General features: G+C 66.8%; 11 protein-coding genes and 2 pseudogenes. 7 read left to right on the top strand and 6 right to left on the bottom strand.

What is annotated here, in order from left to right; all coding sequences use genetic code 11:
- Positions 1 to 87: 87 nt before the first annotated feature.
- From ACZ592_RS38145 to ACZ592_RS38125, 5 genes and pseudogenes are all read left to right on the top strand, one after another.
- Complete coding sequence (locus ACZ592_RS38145) at positions 88 to 1074, top strand: ATP-binding protein (protein WP_365771354.1); 987 nt, start codon at positions 88 to 90, stop codon at positions 1072 to 1074.
- Between the two features lie 119 nt (positions 1075 to 1193).
- Positions 1194 to 2024 carry a hypothetical protein gene (locus ACZ592_RS38140; protein ID WP_471586348.1) on the top strand — a complete coding sequence of 277 codons (831 nt, stop codon included), beginning with the start codon at positions 1194 to 1196 and terminating at the stop codon, positions 2022 to 2024.
- 469 nt (positions 2025 to 2493) lie between these two features.
- Complete coding sequence (locus tag ACZ592_RS38135) at positions 2494 to 4905, top strand: preprotein translocase subunit SecA (RefSeq protein ID WP_471586347.1); 2412 nt, start codon at positions 2494 to 2496, stop codon at positions 4903 to 4905.
- 291 nt (positions 4906 to 5196) lie between these two features.
- Positions 5197 to 6041, top strand: a pseudogene (locus ACZ592_RS38130) (DUF6192 family protein).
- Between the two features lie 246 nt (positions 6042 to 6287).
- A pseudogene (locus ACZ592_RS38125) lies at positions 6288 to 6584 on the top strand (transposase); the annotation flags it as partial.
- Positions 6585 to 6644: 60 nt separating this feature from the next.
- Here ACZ592_RS38125 and ACZ592_RS38120 read toward each other — a convergent pair.
- The 3 genes from ACZ592_RS38120 to ACZ592_RS38110 form a co-directional block, all read right to left on the bottom strand.
- Positions 6645 to 6995 (bottom strand): hypothetical protein, encoded by a 351-nt coding sequence (locus tag ACZ592_RS38120; RefSeq protein ID WP_471586346.1) that lies wholly within the window; start codon positions 6993 to 6995, stop codon positions 6645 to 6647.
- Between the two features lie 79 nt (positions 6996 to 7074).
- Entirely contained in the window at positions 7075 to 7281 is a 207-nt protein-coding gene (locus ACZ592_RS38115) for a hypothetical protein (protein ID WP_471586345.1), read from the bottom strand.
- Complete coding sequence (locus ACZ592_RS38110) at positions 7275 to 10031, bottom strand: DNRLRE domain-containing protein (protein ID WP_471586344.1); 2757 nt, start codon at positions 10029 to 10031, stop codon at positions 7275 to 7277. The genes ACZ592_RS38115 and ACZ592_RS38110 overlap by 7 nt, the downstream gene beginning before the upstream one ends.
- Positions 10032 to 10549: 518 nt before the next feature.
- Here ACZ592_RS38110 and ACZ592_RS38105 point away from each other — a divergent pair.
- Entirely contained in the window at positions 10550 to 10771 is a 222-nt protein-coding gene (locus ACZ592_RS38105) for a hypothetical protein (RefSeq protein WP_471586343.1), read from the top strand.
- Between the two features lie 2169 nt (positions 10772 to 12940).
- Positions 12941 to 13126 (top strand): hypothetical protein, encoded by a 186-nt coding sequence (locus ACZ592_RS38100; RefSeq protein ID WP_471586342.1) that lies wholly within the window; start codon positions 12941 to 12943, stop codon positions 13124 to 13126.
- A gap of 227 nt (positions 13127 to 13353) precedes the next feature.
- On the opposite strand, the gene ACZ592_RS38095 is transcribed toward ACZ592_RS38100, so the two are convergent.
- From ACZ592_RS38095 to ACZ592_RS38085, 3 genes are all read right to left on the bottom strand, one after another.
- Entirely contained in the window at positions 13354 to 13812 is a 459-nt protein-coding gene (locus ACZ592_RS38095; RefSeq protein WP_471586341.1) for a toxin-antitoxin system YwqK family antitoxin, read from the bottom strand.
- Between the two features lie 130 nt (positions 13813 to 13942).
- Positions 13943 to 14125: a hypothetical protein gene (locus tag ACZ592_RS38090; RefSeq protein WP_471586340.1), complete on the bottom strand. Its 183-nt coding sequence runs from the start codon at positions 14123 to 14125 to the stop codon at positions 13943 to 13945.
- Positions 14122 to 14472 carry a hypothetical protein gene (locus ACZ592_RS38085; protein WP_471586339.1) on the bottom strand — a complete coding sequence of 117 codons (351 nt, stop codon included), beginning with the start codon at positions 14470 to 14472 and terminating at the stop codon, positions 14122 to 14124. The genes ACZ592_RS38090 and ACZ592_RS38085 overlap by 4 nt, the downstream gene beginning before the upstream one ends.
- Between the last annotated feature and the right edge of the window lie 106 nt (positions 14473 to 14578).

Here is a 14578-nt window from a genome sequence, read left to right as displayed (position 1 = left end):
GCCGGCAAGTCGCTGTCGACGGCGGAGCGGTCTCCCGGTGCCGCGGCAAGCGCCGACGGCGACGCCCCTGATCCGCAGCCACAAGCGGTGACCACCTGGGACGGCTTCCAGGCCTTCGCCTCCACACCCGTGGCGGCTCCTCCCCCACCCGGCACGCCGCACCGCAGCCTTGAGGAACGCCTGGCCTATCACTCGCGGTTCGTCACCGTGCGCACCCCCGCCATCGACACCCTCGCCAAGAACGTGCGCACCCTGATGATCCTCGGCCGCCACCAGGCCGTCACCGCACGGCCTTCCCTGATCGTCACCGGCCCCGCCGGCGCCGGGAAAACTACCGCCCTGCTCCAGGTCGGCCGCGCCTGCCACCTCGCCCACATCCGCCGCCACGGCGCTGCAGCAACGGCCGAGCATGTTCCCGTCGCCTACGTCCTGGTCCCGCCCGCCGCCAGCGCCAAAACCCTCGCCGCCGAATTCGCCCGCTACCTCGGCATCCCCGTCGCCGCCGGCATGTCCCAGGCCCAGATCACAGGGGCCGTCTGCCACACCTACACAGCCGCCCGGGTACAGCTGGTGATGATCGACGAAATCCACCGCCTCAACCCCCGCACCACCACCGGCGCCCAGAGCGCCGACCTGATCAAAGACCTCACCGAACGCATCGGCGCCACCTTCGTCTACGCCGGAATCGACGTCACCACCACACCCCTGTTCACCGGGGTACGCGGCGCCCAGCTCGCCGGACGCGCCTCCCTCATCGACTGCGACCCCTTCCCCGCCCGCCTCGGCGACGAAGAGCCCTTCCGCGACCTCATCACCGCCATGGAGAGCGCGCTCGACCTGCGCCACCACCGGCCCGGAACCCTCCCCCAACTGGCCCCCTACCTGCACGAGCGCACCGCCGGCCGCATCGGCAGCCTCGCCCGCCTCATCCGCCAAGCAGCCATCACCGCCCTCATCGACGGCACCGAACGCATCACCAAAACCACCCTCGACGCCATCCGCCTCGACCACCTCGCCGAACAGCACTACCGCCCCCACACGCGGCCGCGAAGCCGGAGTACCGGCACCTCGTGAGCCGGACAGACGTCACGACCCGTGCCACAGCAGGGGCCGGCGCCGCACAGCGAATCGTCGTCACAGGGGCATGGCTGCGGATCCCGTCAGCCGCACCAGGCGTGCTCCGTGTACGGCCAGTGGCCGGCGAAGCAACCGCCTCCTACGCCCAACGCCTCGCCGACGCTTACCGGCTGACTTTGCCCCAGCTCCTCGATAGCACCGGCATCACCCTCCACTGCCACGGCACGCTGCCCGCAGCCGAACTCCACCTCAACCACAACGCGGCCCAGCACCTCGCCATCCTGGCCCGCACCCCACTCCCCCACCTGACGCGTGCCCTGCCCCACCTCGCCCTGCTCGGCGACGCCCACGGCACCGGAGCAGCCGCGCACTGGAAGCGGCTCGAGACCGAGCAGCAGCCCGTCCGCGCCTGCACCCTGTGCACCCGCCACCACAGCCACGGCGCCACCGACACCGCCTGGGTCCACCCGGCGCCGCAACGGCTGATGTGCCCACGCCACCACCAAGCCGCCCCCGACCCACGACTCACCACCACCATCCGCACCTGGGCCGCGCCCGAACTCACCGCCGCGCACCACACCCACCGGCGACTCCTACGGCACTCACGTGCCAACACCGCCTGGACCGCGGCGCGCGCCATCACCACACGCTGGTACGACCACCAACAACACCTCACCCACCGCTGGCACACCCGCCTGGCACGGCTCTGCACAGCCAACCCCCACCTCGCCACCACCAGCAGCGCCTCCCCCGCACTCCTGGCACGCGACCTGGTGATCTACCCGGAAACCGCCACCCTGGCCCGCGCTCTCGCCGCTCTCCCGAACCGGCCACACCGCGACACAGACAAAGCCCTCAACCTCATCGCCCGCCGACTCGGACTGCCCCGCCTGGCCAGCAACGCGAACGACCCACTCCGCGTCTTCCTCACCCACCCACGCCACTGACCAGCATCATCCGGAACCCCAAACCCCCAGAGAACACAGCCGCCTATAGACGTGCCACCACACCTACGAGAAACCCAAGATCAATCCCACACAACTACCGGACCGCAGGTCAGACACCCGAACAACCAAACCGAACACGCCCCCAAGCCACGCCCACCACGCCCACACGCAACCGCTCCAGCCGTCCCGAATCCCATCCCCAAAAACGAAACACCAGACCAAAGCAGCCCAGCCCTCTGAAGATCACCGCTCCGTCACACTAGCCGCACCGTGACAGCCACCTGGTCACCCCATGACAGCAGCCGGTCTCCACCCGCGACCGCCGACCCGGCTGACCGCAGACAGCTGTCGAAAGTGGCTGCTGTGCAACGCCAAATCCTTTGCTGGCCGCCCCTATTTTGTGGTGAAGTGCCCCATGGGCTCTCGCACGAAGCGACGCGAAGCGCGCAACAAGAGACATCGCCGTTCCGTGCCGGAGACGCTGGTGCTCGATCCGCACGCGCAGGTCATAGCGGATTCCTTGACCACCATGACCACGCTCATGTCCTTCTTCACTGGCGACGACCCTGTATCTGAGGCTGACGCGGCCTTCGCCGCGGCGATCGAGGAGTTCGTCGTGGAGGTGCAGCGTTTCGACGCGATGCGGCTTATCGAGGTGGCTCGTCAGCGATTCCTGCCGATGGCCCGCGAGGGCGAGATACCTGTCACTGCGGAAGCGGGCGCGGTCTACGTCGAACTGCTGGCGCTGATTGCTCTGACCGCCCGGCAGGAGGCAGGGACGACGGCCGGGCCCGAAGCCGGATTTCAGGAGATGAGCCACTTCGTCTCCAGCGCGAAGGAAGAGCTGAGCAAGGTCCTCTACCTTGCTCAGCTGCGTTCATTCGCACGTGCTGACCCGACCGACAAGCTCGCCATGGTGTCTTTGTTCATTCGGGGCGCCGAAGTATGGATGCGCAATCCGTCATATCCGGAAATGGTAGAGGAAACCAATCTGGCGCTCCTTGACGGCGTTGAGAGCGTCCGCGCAGCCTTGCAGGCGCAACTGGGCTTCGACGCCGCGGATGCAATAGCCGTCCTCAACGCCTGCCACGACCTGCAGCAGGACAGGCTGAACGACCGCATTGAGGCGATGGGCAATGCGGTCCTGGACGCGATGGCGGCGGAGGACGAAGGCCGGGCGGACAGGCAACTGACGGAACAGGCCATGCTCAGCGTCACGTCGATGTTCGAGCCACCTGCCGAGCAGGCCACTGTCACGATCGACGACATCGTTGCGCATACGAGCCTGCCGGAAGAGTGTGTCCGGGCCGTTGTCGAGCGGTTCCGCTTGGACCCGGGGACGGACAGTCCGATAGATGTCATCGAGGCGTTCACCAGCGGAAGGAACCCGCTGCGAACGCGGCCACTTATCGTGGGCGCAGACGGGCGTCTGATGCTGCCACACCCGGCGTTGAACGTGTTCGCTGTGCGGGAGAACCTCGAGGAACACCTGAAGAAGACAGCTCCGGTGTGGAGCCAGTACGCCAAGCATCGCGGAGACCTTCTCGAATCCCGCACACACGCCGCGCTGGAGCGTGTCCTTCCCGGCGCTCGATTCCGGGACGGAGTGGAGTACTACCTACCCGCGAGCGACGATGAAGCTGAGGCCGCCGACCCGTCGAAGTACACCAAACGGGCCGAGGGCGACCACCTCATCGTCCTCGACGATGTCGCCATCATCGTGGAGGACAAGGCCGTCGCTTTGAGCGCCCTATCCCGCGGGGGCAAGACGGCACGGATCCGTACCGACCTGACCGGCATCATCACCAAAGCAGCCGAACAGGCCGGGCGCATGCGCGACGCCATCGAGCGGGACGGCGGCCTCCGCACCAAAAACGAGGGATGGATCGACCTCAGCCAAATCCGTGAGATCCACACCATCGCCGTCAGTCTCGATGACATATCAACGGTCCTGACTGCCACCGCCGAGCTGGTGCGGGCCGGTCTGCTGGCCGAGAGCAACATTCCATGGACGGTATCTCTGCACGATCTCGAGCTGATCACCGAACTGGTGGCACGTCCGGCCGAGTTCCTGCTGTACCTGCGTCGGCGCCGCAACCCCGACGTCACCGTGATGTTCCACGCGCCTGACGAAATGGATCTGTTCCTATACTTCTTCGAGGCAGGCCTTTGGGTGGAACCCGACCCGGTGCAGGTGCGCGCGGCGTTCCCCTTCCTACCCGAGCCGGCCACAGCCGAACTGCGCCGCTACCGAACAAGACAGCCTGCGTTCCTGACCAGCCGAACCGATGCTCTGGACCAGTGGTTCCACACCCAAGGCCGCGACGGCGCGCGCTCAGCACTGGCGCCCAAGCCGGCGATGGTGCCATCGCCGCTCGCGCCACTGGTCGACGAGTTGCAGTCCCGCAATGTCACTGGGTGGCTGAGCATCGGCGCCACGCTGCTATCTGGGGCAACCGACGTGCAGCACAAATTCGCCCGCCACGGCGACGAACTCCTCAACAGTCCGAGCCCCAAGGGCCGTAGCCTGACCGTGCCGCTCACGGCCAGCGTCGACCCAGCAGAGGGCTGGCTGTTCGTGTGGGCCACCCGCCCGGCTGGAGCCGACCCCAACGAGACCGACGGGAGGCTCCGCAATTATCTCCGCGCCAAAATGCATCAGCTCGATCTACCCAGAGGCGTCGTCTTCCTCTACGACCAACCGACCCGCAAGCTCCTCGACATCTGTTACGACGGGCACACCGGGCCGCTTGATGCTGCGCTGACGGCCAGCTTGTCGACCCTGCGGCCGCCCTCAGAGCTCCATCGCTCAATCCACCCGAACGCCAAGCGACCGCAAGGCGGCACGAGAAACGCAGCACGGCACAAACGGAAGCGGTAGGAACGACCCTCGCCAGAAGCTCCTCCGGCGACACCAGCGCCGACGATCATGGGCCTACGCCACATCTCGACGCACTGCGCGGAGCCGCCCGCGTCGGTGAGCAGCCGGATCCGCAGGACTGGCTTGTGCGCCTTCTGCAGCCCTCGGCTTCGTCCCCGAGCGCCTGGAATGATCTCCGTCTCGGTACGCCGAAAACACCGGCCTACGAGAAACCCTCGATAGGAACAGCCACCCCCACGACAGCCAACCCGCCCCGCCCCAGCCGCTCAACGGCAACCATTTGGTCACCTCATGACAGCAGACCAGCACACGCCCACAGCACATGACCAGGCAATCAACAACCGAACACCGCTGACGCACAACCCCTGCCACCAACACGCCCACTCACAGCCGCTGCAGGTCATCGAGCCCGACGACACGGCGTACCAATCCGCCCACACGCGCTTCGAGTTCCTCGCCTCCATCCAGGACGAGACCGAACGCTGGGTAGCGATCGAGGACGCCCCGTTCAATTCCCGCTCGGGCAGGAAACAGTGGACCTCCGACGGTGCGAAACGCCTAGTCGGACAGCAGGTCGACCGGCCGGTCACAGTCGAAGAGAAGGTGCGGACGGTCACCGACCTGACCCGCGATGACGACGTCGCCGCCCAGGTCACAGCGAGCCTGCTGCGGCGGCCGGACACGGCCAAGAGCCTGCCTCCGGCCGACCGGGTCCGCGTCGTCCAGGAACTGACCCGCGACGACAAGGTCGCCTCCAGCATCACCTCCGAACTCCTGCAGCGGCCCCGCGTCGCCCGGCTGGCCATGCGCGACGACACCACCCGCTTCACCGTCAACCGGGCCCAGTTCGACAACTCCGAAGAGACTCGCGAGAAGATCCGCGACCGCGTCCCCGCGGTCCGCCAGATCGAGCACACCCTCGAATACCAGGACCTGGTCGGCTCCTGCCACCAGTACGTCGCCACCCTGGGCCGCCTCGTTCCGCGCCTGCGCGACCAGGAGTTCAGCGAAGACGAACGCGAGACGATCCGACGCTAGCGAAGGTCCGCGGCGCCACGGACTGGCTGGAGGCCGCGCTCGACACCGGTCACTTCACCCTGGACGAGCAAATCGCCCAGCTCCTCAAGGGCGAGTGAACCCTTGCCTGCCCGGCGCCGCCGCGGCGGCGGGACTCAGCCGCTGAGCGAGCACTACGGCGACCTGGTCCGCGTCGCACTGATCGAAGCCAGACCGGCCGGACTGCAGACCAAACAGCTGGTCGCCGCCACCCGTCTCAGCCCTTCGCAGGTCTCCCGGGGAGTGCGTGACCTGCGAGACGTCGGGGCTGCCGAGCATCTCACGCCCATCATCTGGCGCCGCAAGGACGGCTACTGCTGGCAGGCATCCGGGCCCCGCGTCGATTTGGTAGGCCCAGGATCAGGCCCTTCGTGGTGCTGGCAGACAAGGCGTACTCATCGCGAGCTATCCGGGACCATCTGCGACGACGCGGAGTGCGGGCTGTGATCCCGCAGCCTGCCGACCCGATCGCCAACCGCAAGCGCAAGGGCCGCGGCGGCGGGCGACCGCCCGGATTCGACCGCGATGCTTACAAGCAACGCAACACCGTCGAACGCTGTATCAACCGCCTCAAGCAATGGCGCGGCCTGGCCACCCGCTACGAGAAGACCGCCACGGTCTAGCGCGCCGGTCTCCTCATTGCGGGCATCTTCCTCTGGTCCGCTCGCTGAAGTACAGGCAGCTCACGGCCGGAGGCACTCTCCCTGCGGATCGAAGCAGACGAGACCGTGCTCGCCAGCCAGCGCAGCGGCGTACTCGGATACTTCGTCAGCTTTGCCGTAGGACATGAGCAGGTACACGATCGGGCCCGATGCCTCATTGATGACCGGCGGCGACGCCCACACGCCACTGCTGTCGACGTCGTCCGGGTAACTCACGACGAGGGCTTCCACATACGCCGCGATGCGCGGCGCCGGAGGCACGACGACATCGTCCGACTCCAGATAGCGCTCGTAGAGCTCGTCATACGTCGAACTCGCAGCACGATTGCCAAATGGACAGTCGCCATCCCACACAGCAAGGTCGTAGCTCACAGACGCATCGTCGCAGGCACGGATCCGCCGCCACCAACAGGCCCTGCGATCTCTCTGTCAGTGATCCGTAAGAGAGCTCCTAGCCGTTCTGTTTGCGTCGGCGTTCGACCGCCGCCCACGCCCGGTCGGCCATGGTTCCGGTGACCAACGCCGCGACGGCGGCGACGTACCAAGGGAGGTCGAGGACCAGGCAGGGGACGATCGCGGTTGCCAGTGCAGTCAGGTTGAGCCACCAGGGCGTGCGCAGGATGACGGGAGAACCTTCGTGACGGTGACCTGCTAGCACTTCTTCTTGCTCACTTTGCTCAGCTTCCCGTTGCTGGGAAGGATCTTGGACTGGTAGCAGCCCTTCGAGTCAAGCTTCTTCTTCTTGATCTGCTTGAGGATCTTCAAGAGGTTCTTGAGGCCGTTCAGGGATGCAGCGCCGCACACCATCTTGGTGACACCCGCGATCTTCGCCGGAATCTTCGCGGCTGTGCAGGTGTAGAGCATGCCAGCGTATCCGGCGGTGACTACCGCGCTGGACCATGCCTTCCATTCGAGGCCCCTGGCAGCCAGGTACACGCCCCAGCCGAAGCTGATCCTGGGGTCGGCGACGACCGGAAACGCGGTCTTGCTGTCGAAGCCGACCGTCTGAACGAGCTTTTTGCCCTCGATCCGGTACGAGGTGGGCACAGCCTTGCCGTTGGCGTCCGTTGCCCAGGGTGCGTCGATGACGCCGTGAGTCACGGTGTCATCGCCTGTGCCGGACGAGATCAGAATGCGGTTGTTCTCCAGCGTGCTCAGCGAGGCTCCGGCAGGAAGCTTCATGCTGGTGGTGTATTCGCGAGGAGCTTTGGCGTCCTTGATGACCTGGAAGATGCTGGCGCCGCCCTCGACGGTGGGCTGGGCAACGGTGTCGACCGGGCCATCTGGGCTGTGGTAGACGACGTTGCCGTTCACGTTGACGCCGCGCGGCTGCGCGGTGGGCAGGGTGACGCCCAGGTCGCCGCGGCCGGTCGACTTCACGGAGATCGCGTCATCGGCGCCCCAGGGAAGCTCGACGGTGTTTCCCTCGCTGGTGGCGATGGCCGCGTACTTACTGTCACTGGTGGTCGCGGCGGTGACGTCCGCGGCATCGAGCGCGGAGTTGACCGCGCCAAGGGCTTTGAGCTCCGGAGTGAGCTTCCACTTGGTGTTCACGGTGAAGGTCACCGGATCCGACCACCCGGGACTCCAGTGCGTCCCGTCGTCCGTCGTGGTGCGGAAAGTGTAGGTCTTGCCATTGACCAGCTTGCCTTCCGGAACGACGGCCTGGGACGTCTCTCCGGTAGCCACGGAATCGGCGATCACCGTGGCGACGACCTTGCCGGTCTCCTTGTCGGTGATCTGGTAGGTGCCCCGGACCATGTCGTCGTCATTGGCGTCCTGCGGTGTGAAGCGCAGGGTGGGAGTCAGGGTGTTGACCTTGTAGATGCCGCCCTCGGCAACGTACGGAGGCCCTGCCTGGAGGTTGGCGCCGTTACGGGGCCGGTAGTTGTAGTCGACCGTGAGCTGCGGGATCTGGTCGGCGGTCGACTCCGAGGAGTAGAACCTCTTCCACGCGTACGTGTCGGCCTCGTCCGCGGCCTTGAGGGCGATGTGCCCCTCCTCGGCGTTGGCGCTGGACCAGGTCTTGGCGAGCTGGGTGATATCGGCAGTCACCCAGCCGGCGTCATTGCACTTGCCGCGCGTCTCTGCCGACGTGGCTGCCTTCTCGGTCAGCGCCGGCTGGTCGGCCCAGCGGGTCTTGGTGTCTGCCGCGCCGGCGGCCCACACCTCCCATGCGCGCTTCTCGCACGACCAGGAGTGGTAGTTGTACAGCGACAGCTCTGCCTTGTTGACCAGGGCGTTGGCGAAGATGGAGGTGTCCCAGGTCATGTACGAGCGGGCGACACGCTTCTGCTTCTTCGCCGTGTCTGCCCAGTCCCCGGGCCAGCCGAGCTTGAGGTCGGTCGACGCGGACTGGTCGGTGGTGTCGCCCTGCTGGACGAACGTGTCGAACAGCGTGCTGACTCCGTCGGTGGCCGGGTCGATGGTCACCGGGTACTGGGTGTCCGGGGCGGCCAGGAAACGGCTGTCGGGAGTCAGGGCCAGCTCGACCGTGTCGCCGTCCTGGGACAGCTTCATGTCGACGGGCTTGGAGTTCGTTCGCTCGCCGGAACGCTTGTCGACCTGGGAGTCCCACATGACGGGTGCGGGCATGGTGGCGAGTTCGTCACCGGTCCTCTTGTCCTTGAAGGAGACCGAGCCGTCCTCGTGCTGCGCCGCGTTGATCCCGGGCAGCGTCAGCGGCACCGTCCACGGGGCCTTGTCGTCCTTCGGCCGTTCCTTGAGGACAAGGAACTGTTCGAAGCCCGTTCGTGTGGCGTCGACGACGAGGTCGGCGCCCGGCACGGCCTGCGGGTAGACGGCCTGGTGGTCCTCAACGACCGGCTTGGGCAGGCCCCCTTTCCACTGGACGGCCATGCGCCGATCACCCACGCCGAGGGAGATCAGGTCACGGGCCTTGGAATCCGGCGCTGCCGCGGCTGCGGCGATGGAGCGTGCCTCGACGCCGCCCGCCCCGGCCAGTCGCAGGTCCTGCGGGTGCGCCTTCGCTGCGACGCTGCCGTCGGGCTGATGGGCCAAGGTGGCGTCGACATCGACCCACTTGCCGTCCCGCACCATACGGATGGGCCCCGCGCTGAGCGTTGTCGTCAGCGTTCCATCCGGGTTCGCCCAGGTCGTGGACGTCTCGGTGCGGCGTTCAAGCACCTCTACCTTGCGGTGGCCCGCCTGAGCGGCGGCGATGGCGGCCTCGGGCGTGTTCGCCTCGGTGATGGTGCCGCCCTCATCAGCATGCGCCTGCGCGGCGGGCATCGAGGGGGTTTCGCTGCCCTCGGCAAGAGCCGGGGTGGCGGGGCCGAGCAGGGTCAGCGCGGTCAGTGCGGACAGCCCGCTGGCTGACGCTGCGCGCAGGGATATTCGGCCCGAAGCGCGACCGCGCGACGTACGCGCGGACTGCAGATGGTGCATGTGGGGATTAGCCCAATCTGGTCAGGAATGGAGGTGTTCGCAGGGGAAGTTATCCCGCACCGAAGATCACGAATTAAGCAAGATCAACACGGAAGGGGCAAAGAGCTCAATTCTCCCTAGTGGTATTGATCACCTCTCTCTGCTGAAGAGGCAGGAAATAGTCATCAATGTGTCGCCGCGCTGAGCCGCAGTACACCGTCAACTGGCCCTGGCACAGCCGCATCGAGTCGATCCACCCGGACATCGGCGACCTTCAATCTGACCGAGTCCTACGTGCCCGAGGGCGAGTGCTATTACGCCCCCTCCTCCCGAAGCAGCCCCATGTCATATGACTTTCCACGGGGGCGCGGCGCGGTGGTGGGGCGGCGGGAGCGGGAGCGCGTGCTGGACGACGGGGCGCGGCCAGGTTGGTGCGGACCATCGGTCGGCTCACCCGTGGGCTCTGGCGGTCAGCTGCGGACTGCTGGGGCACATCGGTCTCCTACCGGTATCCGTAGGTCATCACCGATATCCGGTGCATGACTCGATTCCGGAAAGTCCTCGTCGTGGCCGCGATGGTCGCCACGGCCGCGGTCGGCGCCGCCCCGGCGGCCTTCGCCGACGACATCCCCAACACCACCATGGGGCAGGCCAAGGCGAAGCTCGGGGACGGCGAATACCTGGCGGTCTGCAACCAGGACCCGCCCGGTGCTCTTGAGTGCAACGCATTGTCACGCCTTTGTTCGAGGCAGGCCTCCTGATCGCCGACTATGCGCGCGGGACAAGCGTGACCAAGTTGGTCAGCAGCACTCCTCGCGCCGAGCTGCTGCAGTTGGCTGATCGGCCCTCCCACCCCCCGAGGCACCCTGTACGGGGGGTGGGGCGTGAAGAAGACTCTCGCCGAGTGGAGTCGCGACGAGCGCTGCAAAGTGCCGTATCGGGTTCTGAAGTCGCGGTTCATCGACCATCGTTGACCCTTGAAACGGGCCATCACCACCGCCGCTGGCCCATGAGGGTGGCTGCTTCATCTCGGTCGATCAGGGCGCCACGCTCGCCCCCTCGTCCTCAGCTGCGAGGCCACCCGCAGCCCCCGCTTCCGGCTGTCCTGGCCCGGGGGCGCGTTCGTTGTCGTGTAGCAGAACGCGGGCGGTTGACGTTCCGGGGAGCGAAGAGGGTTGTGCATTACGTCAACCCCATCCACTCGCACCTGCAGGAACCCCTCCTCGCCTGGCTTGAGCCCAAGACGGCGGTCAAACCGCCCGAAACCGCGGCCGAGACGGCAATGCCGGCGCCGAAAACCCGGAAGCCCGGTGTACAGGGCCCTCCGGCCCCGCCTGAGTCGGGGAAGAAGCCGGGCCTCTCCCACTATGGGTCGTCGCGACGGAGGCCGAGGTCACTCCGAAGATCGCGAGCGTGGCCGACTACCGCGGCTGCTTCAAGGCCTCCGAGGGCCAGCGCATGTCCAGCGTGCAAAGCGCTCGCGCAGCTCCAACGCCTCGATGCCGGGTACTGCCCAGCAGTCAACCCGCCGTGCGGTGACTGTCCGGCGGGGGGTGGTTGTGGAGCCCGGTGTGATCTTTGGTCGGGCCCGCCCGGGTAGAGGGGTATGCCTGTCGCGGGCTCCCGGATTGAGACAGTGTTTCCCGTGTGTGGGAGGCGCCTTTCGCATTCTTCAGGCCGCTCCCTCGTCAGGCCTGGGTGCACAGGGCGCAACAGCCACGCTGGTAGGGGAAGCGTTCGGGGACTCGAGTCGCCTCGGCCCGGTTCTTGAAGATGGCTGAGAAGGTCGTCACCGCAGCCACAGGGTGCCTCGCTGGGGTCGGTGCTGCAGGTGAATCCGGCATCCTTACCGCTGCTACGGGGTTCTTCGGGACTCCTGGCACGGTAGCCGCAGGTGGTGCCGCATGCGCGGTCGGAGCGGGGGCTGCATTCATGAACGCTGACATCATCTCCTACGGATAATGCTTCATCGGAACGCTTGACTGGGAGTGGCTGCGAAGAGTCTGCGGCCACTCCTATCAACCTGGTTAAAGGGGAATCCCGTGCGACCCGAAGTGAAACTGACCGTGTTCACCGTTCTGGCAACACTGTTCGGGGTTCTCTGCATATCAATAGGCGCTAGCCAGGGGGACTACTGGCTTTTGGGAGCGGGTGTGGCCGCCGTAGGGTTCGGTCTCTTCCTCGGCGGCTTGATGATCAGACGTCAGACCGCGAAAGGCAGAAGATGATTCCTGGCACAGCCCCGGGGACGCGGTTACGTGACGTGCAACGCGCAAGCATGCCGGAGAAGGTTTCCCCGTCGTACCGGTTTCCGGTGGGTGGGAGGAAAATCTCGATCACCGACGCGCTCGACGGGGAGGAGCCGGGCGCCTGAGCCGCACGTCAAGAAGACCACAACGCTCTGCCCCGTCTGCGCCGTCTGCGAGACCAGCCAGCACCGCATGGGCCCAACTGACGACCGTAGACACGGATCCTCCACACGAGTACTGTCCGCAACAGCCCGCGCCGGGTCATTGAGCGCACCTGTGCTCCCAACGAGAAGAACTCGACGCGATGATCGCTCTTCGCCCCGCGCGTGCCACCCGCCTCTTCGCGGACATCGAAACACAGCAGAAGCAACTCCTCGACACCCCGCGCCGCTGCCAACCTGCGCCCTGATCTCCCACCAGGTCATTCACCGGGCGGACGGCAGGAGCCTTACGTTCACCGACTGCGGCCATGTACTCAGCCTGAGCCGGGAGGCGCTCATTGCCGGGCTCAGGGCGCGGCTCGCGGCCTGACGATCTCGGGCAGCACGCGGCCCGCCGCTCCCCATGGGTACGGCGGGCCGTCGAGGGTGCCCCCCGCTGTGGCGCACAACGGCCGTACGCCCACACCGAGCGGGCGTACCGAGCGCGTGACTTGCCAGGCCGCGCACCCGTTACCCGGCCGTGAACCTCGACGACGACACCACCGCCGTAGACTCGCCGGCCGAACTGCTCTCCGTGCTCACTCACGACGACGTCCAAGAACTGATGGGCCTGCTGGCCGACGTGCGCGACGGTCGCGAGCCCGATCCCGAGGGGGCCGGGTATCTGCTGGGGAACCTCGCCGCACGGGTGCCGTCCTCTGCCTGACGGCTGCTCGGCAGGGACCTGACCGCACGCCGCCCGGCCCGCCATTGGGGCAATGGCCATGGAGGTACCCCTGACACGGCCCCTCGTGCCGGTTCGGCGGATCAGACTTCGGCTTGTCATCGGGCAGGTCGATGGCCTGGAGGTGGCTGAGTACCGCTCTGGGCATCTGGTCTTCGGTCACCGGAGGTTCACACGCCCTTCGGGCGACTCGACTGATGCTCGGCACGTCAGTGCGCGCCGAGATCTAATTGAGCCCGGCTGGATCGATCGGCGTCAGGCGCGTCAGGCGCGTCAGGCGCGTCAGGCGCGTCAGGCGCGTCAAGGGAATCGTCCTCGGGAACTCGGCCGCCCTCGTCGACAAGGATCCCTTCCTTGTCCCATTCGCGAAAACCCTGTTCAAACCCGATGGCACTGTAGAAGGTCTGCTCTGCCAGTCGGCCGTTCGGGTGCCACTTGCGCCACTCGCCGACGACCACGCCCTGCTTGGCTTTTCCTTCGCTTCTTTTCGTGCCGTCCGGATACCACTGGAGTTGTGGACCGGAGAGGATTCCGGACACGTAGGTTGCGAGGCGTATCATCCGTCCCTCTTTGTCGTGCGACACGACTTCACCTGTGAACGGTTCATCCTCTTCGTGATAGGCGATCAAATCTTCGTCCACGTAGATGTCTTCTTGGTTGACTCGCATGATTATTCCGTTACTGCAGGGGTTCGGTTCGCGGGGGTCCTGCGGCGATAGTCCCAGCGGCGCGACCACAACATGCCCGGAGGCTAGCGGAGGTTCAAGCCGCCTCGTAGTGGTGTGCCCTGCCGCCCCGCTACGTCACCCACGACGGATCATCGAACAGCCCCTCCGCGTCCGGCAGTCCGGCCCGGCGCCGGAGCTCCAGGGCGTCCGCGTCGGAGTGCGCGAGCCCGAGGACCTGCCCGTGCACCATCACCCGCCGTCCACCCGTCCCGGACGGCGGATGCACGACGATCTGCGCGCTATCGACCGTCACTGGCGTCCGAGTGCGCCGGCCCTGAACGCCGTCTTCACTGACTTGCCCTCGGCGGGCAGGTCGGCCTCGATCCGGTCCGCGTGGGGGTGCCGGCCCGGCTCGCCGAAGAGGTTCCGCAGCCGGCTCTCGGTGGCCTCCTCGCCCGGCGTCAGTCCGAGCGCGGCCAGGCCGCGGCCCATCCACCGTTCGGCCGGAACACCGGCTTGCTCCTGGGCCTCGCGCAGCGGCATGCGGGCCGGTCGGCGGCCGTCGACGACGACGGTCTCGTGTGCGCAGCACCGGTACAGGTGACCGGCTCCGGCCGGCCCGGATGAGCTTGATATCCGCCGCCATACAGACCCCGTCACACGGCCCTGACCTGTAAGGAAAGGGCGGTCAGCGGTACGTCCCGCCGACCCGGAGCAACGGCCGGACTTTCCTTCCCGGCGCCCGCAGGGGGCTTCGTCGTGCTGC

The sequence above is a fragment of the Streptomyces sp. NPDC040622 genome (assembly GCF_055593965.1).
Note: the sequence above shows the minus strand (reverse complement) of the source record. Positions and strands in the feature narration are given on the sequence as shown.